We start from the raw sequence: 15,391 nt of genomic DNA, 5'->3' as shown, positions 1-15,391 counted from the left end.
TCAGTCAGCAGGGACGACATCAGGGACTCACGTGACTGAGGCGGAACAGGCCGAGCGGCCCACCGGGACGACGCCGGAGGCCGACGGGAAGAACGGGCCCAGGGGCAGGCGGCGCATCGGGACGCTGCTCGCGGTGGCCGGCCTCGCCTACCTCCTCGACCTGGGCAGCAAGCTGTTCGTCGTGGCCCAGCTGGAGCACCACGACCCGATCCAGGTGATCGGCACGCTGCTGCAGTTCGAGGTGATCCGCAACCGCGGCGCGGCCTTCGGCTTCGGTGAGGCCATGACGATCGTCTTCACCGTGATCGCCAGCGTCGTGATCGTGGTGATCGCCCGGATCGCCCGCAAGCTCTACAGCATGCCCTGGGCCATCGCCCTGGGCATGCTGCTGGGCGGCGCCCTGGGCAACCTCACCGACCGGCTCTTCCGCTCTCCCGGCGGCCTCCAGGGCGGGGTCGTGGACTTCATCGCCCCCGCCCATTTCGCGGTCTTCAACCTCGCCGACTCGGCGATCGTCTGCGGCGGTTTCCTGATCGTGATCCTGTCCTTCCGGGGCCTGGACCCGGACGGGACCGTCCACAAGGACTGAGCCCGGGACGGGCGTGTCGCGCTCGTCCGTCATACTCGACGGGTGAGCACGATTCCCGAGATCCGCGCCCTTCCCGTTCCCGACGGCCTGGAGGGCGAGCGCGTCGACGCCGCGATCGCCCGTATGTTCGGCTTTTCCCGCACCAAGGCCGCCGAGCTCGCGGCAGCGGGCAAGGTCCAGCTCGACGGGGCCGAGGCCGGGAAGTCCGACCGGGTCACCGGTGGCGCCTGGCTGGAGGTCGAGATGCCCGCGCCGCCCGCGCCGGTGCAGATCGTCGCCGAGCCGGTCGAGGGCATGGAGATCGTCCACGACGACGACGACATCGTCGTGATCGTCAAGCCCGTCGGCGTGGCCGCCCACCCCAGCCCCGGCTGGACGGGCCCCACGGTGATCGGCGGGCTGGCCGCGGCCGGCTACCGCATCTCCACCTCCGGCGCCGCCGAGCGCCAGGGCATCGTGCACCGTCTGGACGTCGGCACCTCCGGCCTGATGGTCGTCGCCAAGTCCGAGCGCGCCTACACCCTGCTCAAGCAGCAGTTCCGCGAGCGCACGGTCGACAAGCGCTACCACGCGCTGGTCCAGGGCCACCCGGACCCGATGAGCGGCACCATCGACGCCCCCATCGGCCGTCACCCCAACCACGACTACAAGTGGGCCGTCACCGCCGAGGGCAAGCCCTCCGTCACCCACTACGACCTCATCGAGGCGTTCCGGGCCGCCAGCCTCCTGGACATCAAGCTGGAGACGGGCCGCACCCACCAGATCCGCGTGCACATGTCCGCCCACCGCCACCCGTGCGTCGGCGACCTCACCTACGGCGCCGACCCCACCCTGGCCAAGCGCCTCAAGCTCACCCGCCAGTGGCTGCACGCCGTCCGGCTGGGCTTCGAGCACCCCTCGGACGGCCGCTGGGTGGAGTTCGAGAGCGCCTACCCCGACGACCTGCAGTTCGCCCTCGACCGGGTGCGCGCCGAGAGCTCCTGAGACGGGTGATGCCCGTGAGGCGGGCGGGGGACGGTTAGGGCAGGCTGGAGGTCCGCCCGACCGCCCCGGCCCGCTCGGAGGGCAACCGTGGACCAGCTCGCGCTGCTCTTCGTCCTGCTCTTCGGGGCGCTGGTCACCGTGCCGCTGGGGGACCGGCTGGGGCTGCCGCCGCCGGTGCTGATGACGCTGAGCGGGATCGTCCTCGCGCTGCTGCCCTTCGTGCCCAACGTGGACATCCCGCCGGAGTACATCCTCCCGCTGGTGCTGCCGCCCCTGCTCTACGCCTCCGCCCAGCGGACCTCCTGGCGGCAGTTCGCCGCCAACCGCCGGCCGATCTTCCTGCTGGCCGTCGCGCTCGTGTTCGTCACGACCGCGGCCGTCGCGGTCGTCGCCGATGCCATCGTGCCCGGCATCTCGCTGCCCGCCGCCGTGGCGCTGGGCGCCCTGGTGGCCCCGCCCGACCCGATCGCCGCCACCGCCGTCGCGGGCTCCGTGGGGCTGCCCCGCCGGCTCGTCTCCATCCTGGAGGGCGAGGGGCTCTTCAACGACGTCACCGCCATCGTGCTCTACCACGTGGCGATCGCCGCCGCCGTCAGCGGCAGCTTCTCCCTGCCGAGTGCCGCGGCCGAGCTGGTGCTCTCCGCCGTGGTGGCCCTGGCGATGGGTCTGGCGCTGGGCTGGATCGCCAAACGGCTGATGGAGATCCTCGGCGACGCGACCCTCCAGATCGGGCTCACCCTGCTGGTGCCGTTCGTCGCCTACGTCCTCGCCGAGGAGTTCAAGGGCTCCGGGGTGCTCGCCGTGCTGACCACCGCCCTCTTCCTCGCGGAGTACGCGACCGACGCCGACGACGTCCTCGGCCGGCTCGCGCAGCACACCTTCTGGGAGATCATCGACACCCTCGTCACCGGCGTCGCCTTCGGGCTCGTCGGCCTGGAGCTGCACAACGCCATCGCCACCGCGAGCGGCCGCTGGGGCGAGATGCTGGGCATCGGCGCGGTGATCGTCGCGGTCGTGGTGGGCGTCCGGCTGCTGTGGCTGCTGCCCGCCGCCTGGCTGGCCAAGAGGCTCCACACGCGCCGGGACGTCGACGAGGAGATCCTGGTGAGCTGGCGCGAGACGGTGGTGATGTGGTGGTCCGGCATGCGCGGCGTGGCCTCCGTGGCGCTCGCCCTGGCCATCCCGCTGACCACGGAGGACAGGACCCGCTTCCCGGCCCGTGACGAGATCCTCTTCATCGCCTTCGCCGTCATCGTCTCCACCCTCGTCGTCCAGGGCCTGACGCTGCCCCGGCTGGTGGCGCTGCTCAAGGTGCGCGGCGACTCCGACGTGACCCGGGAGCTGGAGCGGGAGCTGGCCGTCCGCGCGGCCAGGGCGGCCAAGCACCGGCTGTGGGAGATCGTGGAGCAGGAGGACCTGCCCGAGGACATGATGGAGATGCTGGGCCGGCGCGCGTACGACATGGCGGCGCGGATCAGCCCCGAGATGGTCGACGAGGAGCGCCGCGAGGCGCAGACGCAGCGCGTGGAGCGGCTGCGAACGATCCAGCGGGTCCAGGGCGAGCTGCTGTCGGCCGCGCGCCGCGAGGTGCTGGCGGCCCGCAGCGAGTCCGGGATGGACCCCGAGGTGGTCGACCGGGTGCTGCGGCACCTGGACGAACGCACCCTGCGCGGGATCTGACGGCCGCCCGCGGACCCCGCACCTCTACACCCTCCCCTCCTCGTCCTTCGGCTCCCGCTCGGCCCCGGGCGCCGCCGCCGTGGCGATCCGCGGCAGCGCGTAGGGGTGCTCGCGGCGCAGCCAGTCGATCAGCTCCTCGCGCACCAGGCAGCGCAGGGACCACAGGTCGTCGGCGTTGCGGGCCGTCATCAGCGCCCGGATCTGCACCGTGGTCGGGGTGGTGTCGGTGACCACCAGGTTCCAGGCCCGCGCGTCCCATTCGAGGGAGGCCGTGAGCACGGCGTGGAGGCGCTCGCGCATCAGGTCGACGGGGACGGCGTGGTCCAGATGGAAGTGGACCGTGCCCGTCATCCGGGGGTCGCCCCGCGACCAGTTCTCGAACGGCCGGCCGGTGAAGTACGACACCGGCATGGTGATCCGCCGCTCGTCCCAGGTGCGGACCACCAGATAGGTGAGCGTGATCTCCTCGACGGCGCCCCACTCCCCGTTCACGACGACGGTGTCGCCGATGCGCACCATGTCGCCGAAGGCGATCTGGAGCCCCGCGAAGAGGTTGCCCAGCGTCGACTGGGCGGCGATGCCGGCCACGATGCCGATGACGCCCGCCGAGGCCAGCAGGGAGGCCCCCGCCGCGCGCATCGCCGGGAACGTCAGCAGCATGGCCGCGATCGCCAGCACGGACACCGCCGCCGCCACCACCCGCTGGATGAGCGTGACCTGGGTGCGCACCCGCCGGACCCGCGCCGGGTCCTGGGCGCCGGCGGCGTAGCGCGCGTAGGTGGCCTCGACCACCGCCGTCGCCACCCGGACGGCGAGCCAGGCGCAGGCCCCGATGAGGACCAGCGTCAGCACCTCGCCCACCACGGCCTCGTGGTCGGGGGACAGCTCCGCCGAGCCGTAACCCGCCCGCAGCAGCGCCGCGCACAGCACCAGCCGCACCGGCACCCGGCAGCGGCCCAGCAGCCCCCACAGCGGCGTCTCCGGATGACGGGCCCCGATCCGGCGCAGCACCTGGTCCGCGGCCCAGCCGGCCAGCAGGGTGACGAGCACCGCGGCGCCGACGACCGCGAGGGGACGCAGTACGTGCTCCATGGGCACCTCCGCTCCCTTCGAACGTAGCTGGCACGATGGGAGCACGCTCCCCCGGCTCACGCCGGCGGGTGCCCCCACCTGTAAGGAAGTGACCTCCAGTGGCGTCCCCTACCACGATCGTCCTGTTCCATTCGGCCTACGGGCCGCGGCCCGCGGTCCGGGCCGCCGCCGACCGCCTGCGTGCCGCCGGGTACGAGGTGCACGTGCCCGACCTCTACGACGGGCGCACGGCCGACACCGTCGAGGAGGGCATGGCCATCAAGGACGAGATCGGCCGTGAGGAGCTGCTGCGGCGGGCCGTGACCGCCGCCGCGCCCCTGTCCGAGCGGGGCATCGTCTACGCCGGCTTCTCGCTCGGCGGCTCGATCGCGCAGAACCTGGCGCTGAACGACGAGAAGGCGCGCGGCCTGCTGCTCCTCCACGGCACCTCCGACCTGGCCGACGACGCGGCCGTGGACGAGCTGCCGGTGCAGCTGCACGTCGCCGACCCCGACCCGTTCGAGCCGCACGACTGGCTCAACGCCTGGTACCTGCGGATGGGCCGGGCCGGGGCCGATGTGGAGATCCACCGCTACCCCGGCGCCGGTCACCTCTTCACGGACCCGGAGCTGGAGGACTACGACGAGGAGGCGGCCGAGGCGGCGTGGCGGGTGGCGCTCGCCTTCCTGGAGGAGGTCGCGGCCCGCTAGGGCCTGTCCTAGGGCCTCAGCGCACCGGCGCGTCCACCCGCTCCACCCGCTGGGTCCCGGAGCGGGTCCGGTACGAGCGGGTCCAGGAGGCCGTGGCCCCGGGGTCGGCCTTGTCGGAGAGGATGTAGTAATCCATCTGCGTCCGCTCGGCGGTCACGTCGAGCACGCCGTAGCCGTGGCCGTCCATGTCGAGCCACTTCACGTGCCGGTTGGCGGCCCTGAGGGCGCCGGCCGCGGCGACGGACACCGTGTGGGGTGCCACGTGGAGGAGGTCGTCGAGGTTGTCCGAGGACACGGAGGTCACCACGAACTCGGTGGCGGCCGACGAGGACAGCGGGTAGGTGGCGGCCCGCTCCGGCACGTCGTTGGCCCAGGCCATGTGGATGTCGCCGGTCAGGAAGACGGTGTTGGTGATGCCCTTGCCGGTGAGGTGGGCGATGAGCTCCCGCCGGTCGTCGGTGTAGCCGTCCCACTGGTCGGCGTTGATGGGGACGCCGCCCGAGGGCAGCCCCAGCAGCCGGGTCAGCGGCTCCAGCAGGTGCGCGGGCAGGGCGCCGAAGGCGACCGGCGAGATCATCACCGGGTTGCCGACCAGGCGCCAGCTCGTGTCCGAGGACGCCAGCCCCTCCTTGAGCCAGTCCAGCTGCGCGCGCCCGGTGATGGTGCGGTCGGGGTCGTCGGCCTTGCCGCTGCCGGCCTTGACCTGCTGGGAACGGAAGGACCGCAGGTCCAGCAGGTGGAGGTCGGCGAGTCTGCCGAAGCGCAGCCGCCGGTAGGTGGTGCCCTCGATGGACGGCCGGACGGGCATCCACTCGAAGTAGGCCTTCTTGGCGGCCGCCACGCGGTCGGCCCAGTCGCCCTCGGTGCCCGGGGTGTGGTTCTCCGCGCCGCCGGTCCAGGCGTCGTTGGCGAACTCGTGGTCGTCCCAGATGGCCACCACCGGGTGGGTGTGGTGGAGCGCCTGGAGATCGGGGTCGGTCTTGTAACGGCCGTGCCGGACGCGGTAGTCGGCGAGGGTGACGATCTCGTGGGTGGGCGCGTGCGGCCGGACGACCTCCTTCGCGGGCGGGTACACCCCGGTCGCGTACTCGTAGATGTAGTCGCCGAGGTGGAGGACGGCGTCCAGGTCGCGGCGGGCGGCGAGGTGGCGGTACGCCGAGAAGTGGCCGGACTCCCAGTTGGCGCAGGACACCACGCCGAAGCGCAGGCCGGGGACGGCCGCGTCGCGGGCGGGGGCCGTGCGGGTGCGGGCGACGGGGGAGTAGGTGTCACCGCGGCCGAAGCGGTAGAAGTAGCCGGTGGCCGGGCGCAGGCCGCGCACGTCCGCCTTGACGGTGTGGTCGGTGGCGGCCGTCGCGGTGACCGTGCCGTGCGCGACGACGCGCGTGAAGTGCTCGTCCTCGGCGACCTGCCAGCTGACCTCGGTGGCGGGCCCGCGGCCGGAGCCGGGGACGGCGTCGGGCGCGGGGGTGACGCGGGTCCACAGCAGGACGCCGTCGGGCAGTGGGTCGCCGGAGGCCACGCCGTGCGCGAAGACGGTGGCGGAGGCGGTGGCTCCGGTGGCGGGGGAGCCCGCGGGGAGGTCCGTGTCGGAGGAGGCCGCCCGGGCGGTCGCCGAGGGCAGCAGGGTGGCGGTCGCGGTGGCGGCGACGGCCGTGACGGCGCTACGCCGTGATATGTCGTGGGATGTCACGGGCCGTCACTTTACTGCCCGGTAGTAACCACTGGTAAGCCGTGGGTGGGCGGTTGTTCCAAGAGTTCGCCCACCCTTCGCCGGCCGTTACTTCTTCAGGTTCTGGTCCACCAGGGTCCGGAACATATCCGCCCCCTGGGGGGCCTGGCCGCGTTCGTCGCCCAGCACCTTGCCGTTGAGCTTCAGCCCGGGGGTGCCCTTGATCTCCTTGTCCGGGCCGACGAACGTGTCGAAGGAGTCGGACACCGCCAGCGCCCACTTGTCGAAGGTGCCGTCCTTGACGTCCTTCTCGAAGGCGGCGTTGCCCTTGAGCGCCGGGACCTCCTTCGCGATCTCCAGCAGCTTGGCGTCGTCGGAGAAGGCGTCGTCCCGCTCGTCGGGGTGGTTCTTCTGCGCGAACAGGGCCTTCTTGTACTCCAGGAAGGCGTCCGGGCCGACGTTCAGCGCCGCGCCGAGGGCGCTGAGGGCGTTCTTCGAACCCGAGCCCTTGATCATCGGGTTGCGGTCCAGGAACGTACCGATCCGGAACTGCGCCTTGTACTTGCCGTCCTTGATGTCCTTGGTGACGACGTCCCCCACGTTCTGCTCGAATCCGGAGCAGATCGGGCAGCGCATGTCCTCGAAGACCTCCAGGGTGTTCTTCGCGTCCTGCTTGCCGACGACGACCGTGGTGCCCTTCTCGCCGGTCGTGTTGGCGGGCGCCTTGAACTCGTTCTTCTTGGCGGCGGCGACCCAGTCCTCGCTGGTCACCTTGGTGTTCTCGCCGCCGTCGGTGGCCTTGGTGACGACCACGCCGATGCCGGCCGCGACCGCCAGGACCGCGACGACGCCCACGCCGACGAGGACCTGCCGGCGGGTCTTGTCCTTCTTCGCCTGGCGCTCGCGCTCGGCGCGCAGCCGCTCGCGGGCGGCCGCCTTGTTCTGCGGGGTGTTGCGGTTGCTCATGACGTTGCCTCCGTGGGCGTACGGGTGGTGGGGACCGGGTGGCGCCGCGCTCAGGCGGATGCCGGGCGCGGCGGAGGTCCCCGCCGTACGACGGAGTGCACGAGGAGGGGCAGGGCGCGGGTGGCCAGGGTGTCGCGGACGGGGCGCGGGCGGGCGCCGGCGGGGGCGTACGGGCCCATCGCGGCGGGGGCGGCCGGCGGCAGCGGCCGGAAGGCGAGGGTGGCCACCGCGCGCACCAGCCGGGCCAGCGCCACCTCACCGCGCCGCAGCCAGGCGGCGGCCAGCAGCCCGACCGCGATGTGCGCGGCGAGCAGCAGCCAGGGGGTGGCGGAGCCGGCGGCGTGGCCCGCCGTCAGCGGGGTGCCGAACTGGCCGCCGCGGCAGACCAGATCGACGCCCATCGAGTGCAGCGGACCGGCCACCGGGCCGCCCGCCTGTCCGTAACAGGCGTGCTGGCCGGTGGTGAAGACGGTGTCCGCCGCCAGTTCCAGCGGGACCAGCAGCGCGGCTATCGCGCCGTAGCCGCGCTCGCGGCCGGCCAGCGCGTAGGCGAGCGCGAAGAACGCCGCGGACAGGCCCGCGACCGTGGCAGCGGGCAGCGGGGCGTGGGAGAGCAGGACGTGGGAGGTCGCCGAGAGGGTGACGCACAACGCCGTGAACAGCGCGGCGCGTACCGCCCTGAACCGAACTCCCGTCCCCACCATGACGCCGAGTGTGCCACGGGCCCCGCCGGGTGTCTGGTCAAGATTCGGCATCGGTGGGGGCCGGTGGGACCGGCCCCCGCGGGGCTACTTCAGCTCGGCGTCGACGGTCGAGCGGAACTGCTCGGCGGTCATCGGGACGCCCTTGCCCTGCTCGCTCTCGTAGGTGACCTTCTTGCCGTCGAGCTTGAGGGTCGGGGTGCCCGTGACGTCCTTGACCTTGTCGAAGGAGTCCGAGACCTCCAGCGCCCACTTGTCGAAGGTGCCGTCCTTGAGGTCCTTCTCGAAGGCGGCGTTGCCCTTGAGGGCGGGCACCTGCTGGGCGATCTTCAGCAGGACGGCGTCGTCCTTGAAGTCGTCCTTGGTCTCCTCGGGGTGGTTCGCCTTGGCGTAGAGCGCCTTGTTGTACGCGCTGAAGGCCTCGGGGCTGACGTTCAGCGCGGCGCCCAGCGCGCTGAGGGCGTTCTTCGAGCCGGTGCCGGCGATGGCGGGGTTGCGGTCGAGGAAGGTGCCGACGTGGTACGAGACCTTGTACTTGCCGTCCTTGACGTCCTTGTCGATCGTGTCCCCGACGTTCTGCTCGAACACCGAGCAGATCGGGCAGCGCATGTCCTGGAAGATGTCGAGGGTGTGCTTGGCGTCCTTCTTGCCGATGACGATCTCGGTGCCCTTGTCGCCGCCGGTGTTGGCCGGCTTGACCAGGGTCTGGTCGGCGGCGGCCTTCCAGGCGGCGTTGGTGCTCTTGGAGCTGGCGCCGCCCAGCTGGGTGGCGGCGTAGCCGATGCCGCCGGCTATCGCGAGCACGCCGACGATGGCGCCGCCGACGATCAGCTGGCGGCGGGTCTTGTCCCGCTTGGCCTGCTGCTCGCGCTCGGCGCGCAGCCGCTCGCGGGCGCTCTGCTTGTTCTCCCAGTTGTTGCGCTTGCTCATGGTGATGCTTCTCCGTGGTGCTCGTACGTGCGGTGACCGTTCTCGCGCGGGGGCCCTCAGACGAGGACCGGCACCGGCGGGGGACCGCGGCGTACGACGGAGTGGACGAGCAGGGGCGGCGCCGGGACGGTACGGACCAGGGCGGGCCGGACGCGCGCGGCCGGGCCGGGGGCGTACGCGCCGAGGACCGCGGCGGCCAGGCGCAGCGGCCGGAAGGCGGCGGCCGCCGCGGCGCGCAGCAGCCGGCCCAGGGCGGCCTCGCCGCGCCGCAGCCAGGCGGCGGCCAGCAGGCCGAGGGCGACGTGCCCGGCGAGGAGCAGCCAGGGGGCGGCCCCCGGGGCCGCCCAGTGGGTCAGCGGGGTGCCCATGCTGCCGCTGCACAGCCAGGTCAGGGCCCCGCCGGGAGCGGGGTGCCCTGGCCGGCCGTAGCAGGTGTCCTGGCCGGCGGCCAGGAGCGCGCCGACGGCCAGCTGGAGCGGGACGAGCAGGGCGGCGATGCGCCCGTAGCCGCGCTCGCGGCCGGCGAGGGCGTAGGCGAGCGCGAAGACGGCGGTCCCGGCCCCGGCGACGGCCGGCAGGGGCAGCGGGCGGCCGGACAGCAGCACGTGCGAGGCCGCGGACAGCAGCACGCACAGCGCTGTGAACAGCGCCGCGCGCAGTGCCCGCAGCCGTGCCGCCGATATGTCCATGGGATACGAGTCTGTCATGCCGCGGGGTAAACCCCGGCTAAGGCCCCTGGCGCCCGGGATCGGCGCCCCCGGGGTCAGAGCCCCGGGATGCGGCCGTTGCGGAAGAGGTCCACGAAGATCTGGTGGTCCGCGCGGGCCCGGGCGCCGTAGGTGTGGGCGAAGTCCACCAGGAGCTCCGGGAAGCCCTCCTCGTCGGCGGCGATCACGGCGTCGATGGCGCGCTCGGTGGAGAACGGCACCAGCGAGTGGCCGCTCTGGTCGTCGGCGGCGGCGTGCATGGTGGCGGTGGCGCGGCCCAGGTCGGCGACGACGGCGGCGATCTCGTCCGGGTCGTCGATGTCCGACCAGTCCAGGTCCACGGCGTAGGGCGAGACCTCGGCGACCAGCTGGCCGGCGCCGTTGAGCTCGGTCCAGCCCAGCCACGGGTCGGCGTGGGCCTGCAGGGCCCGCTGGGAGATCACCGTGCGGTGGCCCTCGTGCTGGAAGTAGTCGCGCACGGCCCGGTCGGTGACGTGCCGGGAGACCGCCGGGGTCTGTGCCTGCTTCATGTAGATCACGACGTCGTTCTCCAGGGCGTCGCTGTTGCCCTCCAGCAGGATGTTGTACGAGGGCAGCCCGGCGCTACCGATGCCGATGCCGCGGCGGCCGACGACGTCCTTGACCCGGTAGGAGTCGGGACGGGCCAGGCTGGAGTCGGGGAGGGTCTCCAGGTAGCCGTCGAAGGCGGCGAGGACCTTGTACCGGGTGGCGGCGTCCAGCTCGATCGCGCCGGCGTCGGCCGTGAAGCGGCGGTCGTGCTCGCGGATCTCCGTCATCGAGGCGAGCAGCCCGAAGCGCGTCATGGAGCGCGCCTCGCGCAGGGCGCCGAGCAGCGGGCCGTCGGCGGTGTCGAGGGTGAAGGGCGGCAGGTCGTCGTGCGCGGCACCGGCGGCAAGGGCGTGGATCCGCTCGCGGTAGCCGGCGGCGTAGATCCGCACCAGCTCGGTGATCTTCTCGTCGCTGAGCGCCTTGGCGTGGCCGAGCAGGGCGACGGAGGCGGCGAAGCGCTTGAGGTCCCAGGTGAAGGGGCCGACGTAGGCCTCGTCGAAGTCGTTGACGTTGAAGATCAGACGGCCGTTGGCGTCCATGTAGGTGCCGAAGTTCTCGGCGTGGAGATCGCCGTGGATCCACACCCGGCCGGTCCGCTCGTCCAGGTACTCCCCGGCGGCGCCCTCGGGGGCCTCCGCGGCCAGGTCCCGGTAGAAGAGGCAGGCCGTGCCGCGGTAGAAGGCGAAGGCGGAGGCCGCCATCTTCCGGAACTTGACCCGGAAGGCGGCCGGGTCGGCCGCGAGCAGCTCACCGAAGGCGGTGTCGAATACGGCGAGGATCTCCTCGCCGCGCTGCGCGGCCCGGTCGTGCTCGGTCGCCATCGGGGGGTCCTCCTGGGTGGGGCATGGAACGAACGGGTGTGCTGTCGTGCTCAACGCGTGAGGGTACCGGCGCGTGCCCATGGGTGTCGGTGGGGGCCGGTAACCTCGAAACAGTCCCGTCCGCACCGCTGCCCGCTCCCGCCGGAGGTCTCCCACCGTGGCCAAGAAGCCGCCCTTCACACACCTGCACGTCCACACGCAGTACTCCCTGCTGGACGGTGCCGCGCGGCTCAAGGACATGTTCAGTGCCTGCAATGAGATGGGCATGACACACATTGCCATGTCCGACCACGGCAACCTGCACGGCGCGTACGACTTCTTCCATACCGCCCAGAAGGCCGGGATCACCCCGATCATCGGCATCGAGGCCTATGTCGCCCCCGAGTCCCGGCGCAACAAGCGCAGGATCCAGTGGGGCCAGCCGCACCAGAAGCGGGACGACGTCTCCGGTTCCGGTGGTTACACCCACAAGACCATCTGGGCGGCCAACGCCACCGGCCTCCACAATCTCTTCCGGCTGTCCTCCGACGCCTACAAGGAGGGCTGGCTCACCAAGTGGCCCCGGATGGACAAGGAGACCCTCAGCCAGTGGTCCGAGGGGCTGATCGCCTCCACCGGCTGCCCCTCCGGCGAGCTCCAGACCCGGCTGCGCCTCGGCCAGTTCGACGAGGCCCTGAAGGCCGCCGCCGAGTACCAGGACATCTTCGGCAAGGACCGGTACTTCCTGGAGCTGATGGACCACGGCATCGAGATCGAGCACCGGGTCCGCGACGGCCTCCTGGAGATCGGCAGGAAGCTCGGCATCCCGCCCCTGGTCACCAACGACTCGCACTACACGTACGCGCACGAGGCGACCGCCCACGACGCCCTGCTGTGCATCCAGACCGGCAAGAACCTCTCCGACCCGGACCGCTTCCGCTTCGACGGCTCGGGCTACTACCTGAAGTCCACGGACGAGATGTACGCCATCGACTCCTCGGACGCCTGGCAGCAGGGCTGCGCCAACACCCGGCTGGTCGCGGACCAGATCGACACCGAGGGCATGTTCCAGTTCCGGAACCTGATGCCCAGGTTCGACATCCCCGACGGCTACACCGAGGTCACCTGGTTCCGCGAGGAGACCATGCGCGGGATGCACCGCCGCTTCCCCGGCGGCATCCCCGAGGACCGCATGACGCAGGTCGAGTACGAGATGGACACGATCATCTCGATGGGCTTCCCGGGCTACTTCCTCGTGGTCGCCGACTTCATCATGTGGGCCAAGAGCCAGGGCATCGCGGTGGGCCCCGGCCGAGGCTCCGCGGCCGGCTCGATCGTCGCGTACGCCCTCGGCATCACCGACCTCGACCCGATCCCGCACGGCCTGATCTTCGAGCGGTTCCTCAACCCCGAGCGCATCTCCATGCCCGATGTCGACATCGACTTCGACGAGCGCCGGCGCGCCGAGGTGATCCGGTACGTCACCGAGAAATACGGCGCCGACAAGGTCGCCATGATCGGCACCTACGGCACCATCAAGGCCAAGAACGCCATCAAGGACTCGGCCCGCGTCCTGGGCTACCCGTACGCGATGGGCGACCGCATCACCAAGGCCATGCCCGCCGACGTCCTCGGCAAGGGCATCCCGCTCTCCGGCATCCTCGACCCCCAGCACCCGCGCTACAGCGAGGCCGGCGAGGTCCGCGGGATGTACGAGAACGAGCCGGACGTCAAGAAGGTCATCGACACCGCGCGCGGCGTCGAGGGCCTGGTCCGCCAGATGGGCGTGCACGCCGCCGGCGTGATCATGTCCAGCGAGACGATCACCGACCACGTCCCGGTCTGGGTCCGGCACTCCGACGGCGTCACCATCACCCAGTGGGACTACCCGAGCTGTGAGTCGCTCGGCCTGCTGAAGATGGACTTCCTCGGCCTGCGCAACCTCACGATCATGGACGACGCCGTCAAGATGGTGAAGGCCAACAAGGGGATCGACATCGACCTCCTGGCCCTCCCGCTCGACGACCCCACGACCTTCGATCTGCTCCAGCGCGGTGACACCCTCGGCGTCTTCCAGTTCGACGGCGGGCCCATGCGGTCCCTGCTGCGGCTGATGAAGCCCGACAACTTCGAAGACATCTCCGCCGTGTCCGCCCTGTACCGGCCGGGCCCGATGGGCATGAACTCGCACACGAACTACGCGCTGCGCAAGAACAAGCAGCAGGAGATCACCCCGATCCACCCGGATCTGGAGAAGCCCCTCGAAGAGGTCCTGGCCGTCACCTACGGTCTGATCGTCTACCAGGAGCAGGTGCAGAAGGCCGCCCAGATCATCGCCGGGTACTCGCTCGGCGAGGCCGACATCCTCCGCCGCGTCATGGGCAAGAAGAAGCCCGAGGAGCTGGCGAAGAACTTCACGATCTTCCAGGAGGGCGCCCGGAAGAACGGCTACAAGGACGAGGCCATCCAGGCCCTGTGGGACGTCCTGGTCCCCTTCGCCGGCTACGCCTTCAACAAGGCCCACTCCGCCGCGTACGGCCTCGTCTCGTACTGGACGGCCTACCTCAAGGCCAACCACCCCGCCGAGTACATGGCCGCCCTGCTGACCTCGGTCAAGGACGACAAGGACAAGTCGGCGACGTACCTGAACGAGTGCCGGCGCATGGGCATCAAGGTGCTCCCGCCGAACGTCAACGAGTCCGAGGCCAACTTCGCCGCCCAGGGCGACGACGTGATCCTCTTCGGCCTCACCGCCGTCCGCAACGTCGGGCAGAACGTGGTCGACTCGATCATCCGCTGCCGCAAGGCCAAGGGGAAGTACAGCTCCTTCCCCGACTTCCTCGACAAGGTCGAGGCCGTCGTCTGCAACAAGCGCACCGTCGAATCGCTGATCAAGGCCGGCGCCTTCGACACCATGGGGCACACCCGCAAGGGCCTCACCGCGCACTACGAACCGATGATCGACAACGTCGTCCAGGTCAAGCGCAAGGAGGCCGAGGGCCAGTTCGACCTCTTCGGCGGCATGGGCGACGACTCCGCCGACGACGGCCCCGGCTTCGGCCTGGACGTGGAGTTCTCCGACGTCGAGTGGGAGAAGTCCTACCTGCTCGCGCAGGAGCGCGAGATGCTCGGCCTCTACGTCTCCGACCACCCGCTGTTCGGCATCGAGCACGTGCTGAACGACAAGGCCGACGCCGCGATCTCCCAGCTCACCGGTGGTGAGCACGCCGACGGCGCGATCGTCACCATCGGCGGCATCATCTCCGGCCTCCAGCGCAAGATGACCAAGCAGGGCAACGCCTGGGCCATCGCCACCGTCGAGGACCTGGCCGGCTCCATCGACTGCATGTTCTTCCCCGCCACCTACCAGCTGGTCTCCACCCAGCTCGTCGAGGACGCCGTCGTCTTCGTCAAGGGCCGCCTCGACAAGCGCGAGGACATCCCCCGTCTGGTGGCGATGGAGCTGATGGTCCCCGACCTCTCCAACGCGGGCACCAACGCCCCCGTGATCATCACCATCCCCACCGTGAAGGTCACCCCGCCGATGGTCGAGCGGCTCGGTCAGGTGCTCACCCACCACCGGGGCTCCACCGAGGTGCGGATCAAGCTCCAGGGGCCGCGGAAGACGACGGTGCTCCGGCTGGACCGGCACCGGGTCACCCCCGATCCGGCGCTCTTCGGCGATCTGAAGCAGCTGCTCGGACCGTCCTGCCTGGCGGGCTGAGCCCGGCCGCCGCCCGGTGACGGGGCGGCACGATCATGCGTGAGGGGCGCACCCGCGGACGGCGGGCGCGCCCCTCAAGCGCATCCGAGCGCCGGTCAGTTGTGACCGAAGCGCTTCTGGCGGCCCTTGCGGGCCAGATCGCCAGGGGTGACCTGGGAGGCCCGCTGCCCCGACTGGGACTCGATCGAGGACTTCTGGGGCTGCTGCGAGCCGCGCTCCGCGGCGCTGGACTTCTGCTGGCTCCGGTCCTGCTTCTTGTTCTTCGCCATGCCGCTGTGCCTCCGCAT

Annotated in this window: 13 protein-coding genes; 5 read left to right on the top strand and 8 right to left on the bottom strand. The window is 71.3% G+C overall.

The annotated features are described in order from the left end of the window. The first annotated feature begins 31 nt into the window (after positions 1-31). The 3 genes from lspA (at position 32) to AC07BS_RS18150 (ending at position 3,253) form a co-directional block, all read left to right on the top strand. Complete coding sequence (gene lspA, locus AC07BS_RS18160; RefSeq protein WP_478648225.1) at positions 32-589, top strand: signal peptidase II; 558 nt, start codon at positions 32-34, stop codon at positions 587-589. Positions 590-631: 42 nt separating this feature from the next. Beyond that, positions 632-1,573 (top strand): RluA family pseudouridine synthase, encoded by a 942-nt coding sequence (locus AC07BS_RS18155; RefSeq protein ID WP_478648228.1) that lies wholly within the window; start codon positions 632-634, stop codon positions 1,571-1,573. An 87-nt stretch (positions 1,574-1,660) separates the two neighbouring features. Next, positions 1,661-3,253 carry a Na+/H+ antiporter gene (locus AC07BS_RS18150; RefSeq protein ID WP_478648231.1) on the top strand — a complete coding sequence of 531 codons (1,593 nt, stop codon included), beginning with the start codon at positions 1,661-1,663 and terminating at the stop codon, positions 3,251-3,253. A 24-nt stretch (positions 3,254-3,277) separates the two neighbouring features. On the opposite strand, the gene AC07BS_RS18145 is transcribed toward AC07BS_RS18150, so the two are convergent. Continuing rightward, positions 3,278-4,345, bottom strand: coding sequence for a mechanosensitive ion channel family protein (locus tag AC07BS_RS18145; protein WP_478648234.1), 1,068 nt, complete (start codon positions 4,343-4,345; stop codon positions 3,278-3,280). Between the two features lie 98 nt (positions 4,346-4,443). Between AC07BS_RS18145 and AC07BS_RS18140 the strand changes: the two genes are divergently transcribed. Next, entirely contained in the window at positions 4,444-5,034 is a 591-nt protein-coding gene (locus AC07BS_RS18140; protein ID WP_478648237.1) for a dienelactone hydrolase family protein, read from the top strand. A 16-nt stretch (positions 5,035-5,050) separates the two neighbouring features. Here the strand turns inward: AC07BS_RS18140 and AC07BS_RS18135 are convergent, their stop codons facing one another. The 6 genes from AC07BS_RS18135 to AC07BS_RS18110 form a co-directional block, all read right to left on the bottom strand. After that, the gene (locus AC07BS_RS18135; RefSeq protein WP_478648240.1) at positions 5,051-6,727 is read right to left on the bottom strand and encodes an alkaline phosphatase D family protein; all 1,677 of its coding nucleotides are present in this window, start codon (positions 6,725-6,727) and stop codon (positions 5,051-5,053) included. Between the two features lie 87 nt (positions 6,728-6,814). Continuing rightward, positions 6,815-7,672 carry a thioredoxin domain-containing protein gene (locus tag AC07BS_RS18130; protein WP_478648243.1) on the bottom strand — a complete coding sequence of 286 codons (858 nt, stop codon included), beginning with the start codon at positions 7,670-7,672 and terminating at the stop codon, positions 6,815-6,817. A gap of 50 nt (positions 7,673-7,722) precedes the next feature. After that, a complete protein-coding gene (locus AC07BS_RS18125; protein ID WP_478933146.1) occupies positions 7,723-8,376 on the bottom strand; it encodes a hypothetical protein in 654 nt (217 codons plus the stop codon). Between the two features lie 84 nt (positions 8,377-8,460). Further along, positions 8,461-9,303, bottom strand: a complete 843-nt coding sequence (locus AC07BS_RS18120; RefSeq protein WP_478648249.1) for a thioredoxin domain-containing protein — start codon at positions 9,301-9,303, stop codon at positions 8,461-8,463. 56 nt (positions 9,304-9,359) lie between these two features. Then, positions 9,360-10,010, bottom strand: coding sequence for a hypothetical protein (locus AC07BS_RS18115; RefSeq protein WP_478933144.1), 651 nt, complete (start codon positions 10,008-10,010; stop codon positions 9,360-9,362). A 56-nt stretch (positions 10,011-10,066) separates the two neighbouring features. Beyond that, positions 10,067-11,401, bottom strand: coding sequence for a DUF2252 domain-containing protein (locus AC07BS_RS18110; protein ID WP_478648254.1), 1,335 nt, complete (start codon positions 11,399-11,401; stop codon positions 10,067-10,069). Positions 11,402-11,558: 157 nt separating this feature from the next. Between AC07BS_RS18110 and dnaE the strand changes: the two genes are divergently transcribed. Next, positions 11,559-15,104: a DNA polymerase III subunit alpha gene (gene dnaE / locus AC07BS_RS18105; RefSeq protein WP_478648257.1), complete on the top strand. Its 3,546-nt coding sequence runs from the start codon at positions 11,559-11,561 to the stop codon at positions 15,102-15,104. A gap of 95 nt (positions 15,105-15,199) precedes the next feature. On the opposite strand, the gene AC07BS_RS18100 is transcribed toward dnaE, so the two are convergent. Next, the gene (locus AC07BS_RS18100; RefSeq protein ID WP_478648767.1) at positions 15,200-15,391 is read right to left on the bottom strand and encodes a hypothetical protein; all 192 of its coding nucleotides are present in this window, start codon (positions 15,389-15,391) and stop codon (positions 15,200-15,202) included.

Source organism: Streptomyces sp. NPDC044063, assembly GCF_056434285.1.
This window is presented reverse-complemented; position numbering and strand designations above follow the sequence as displayed.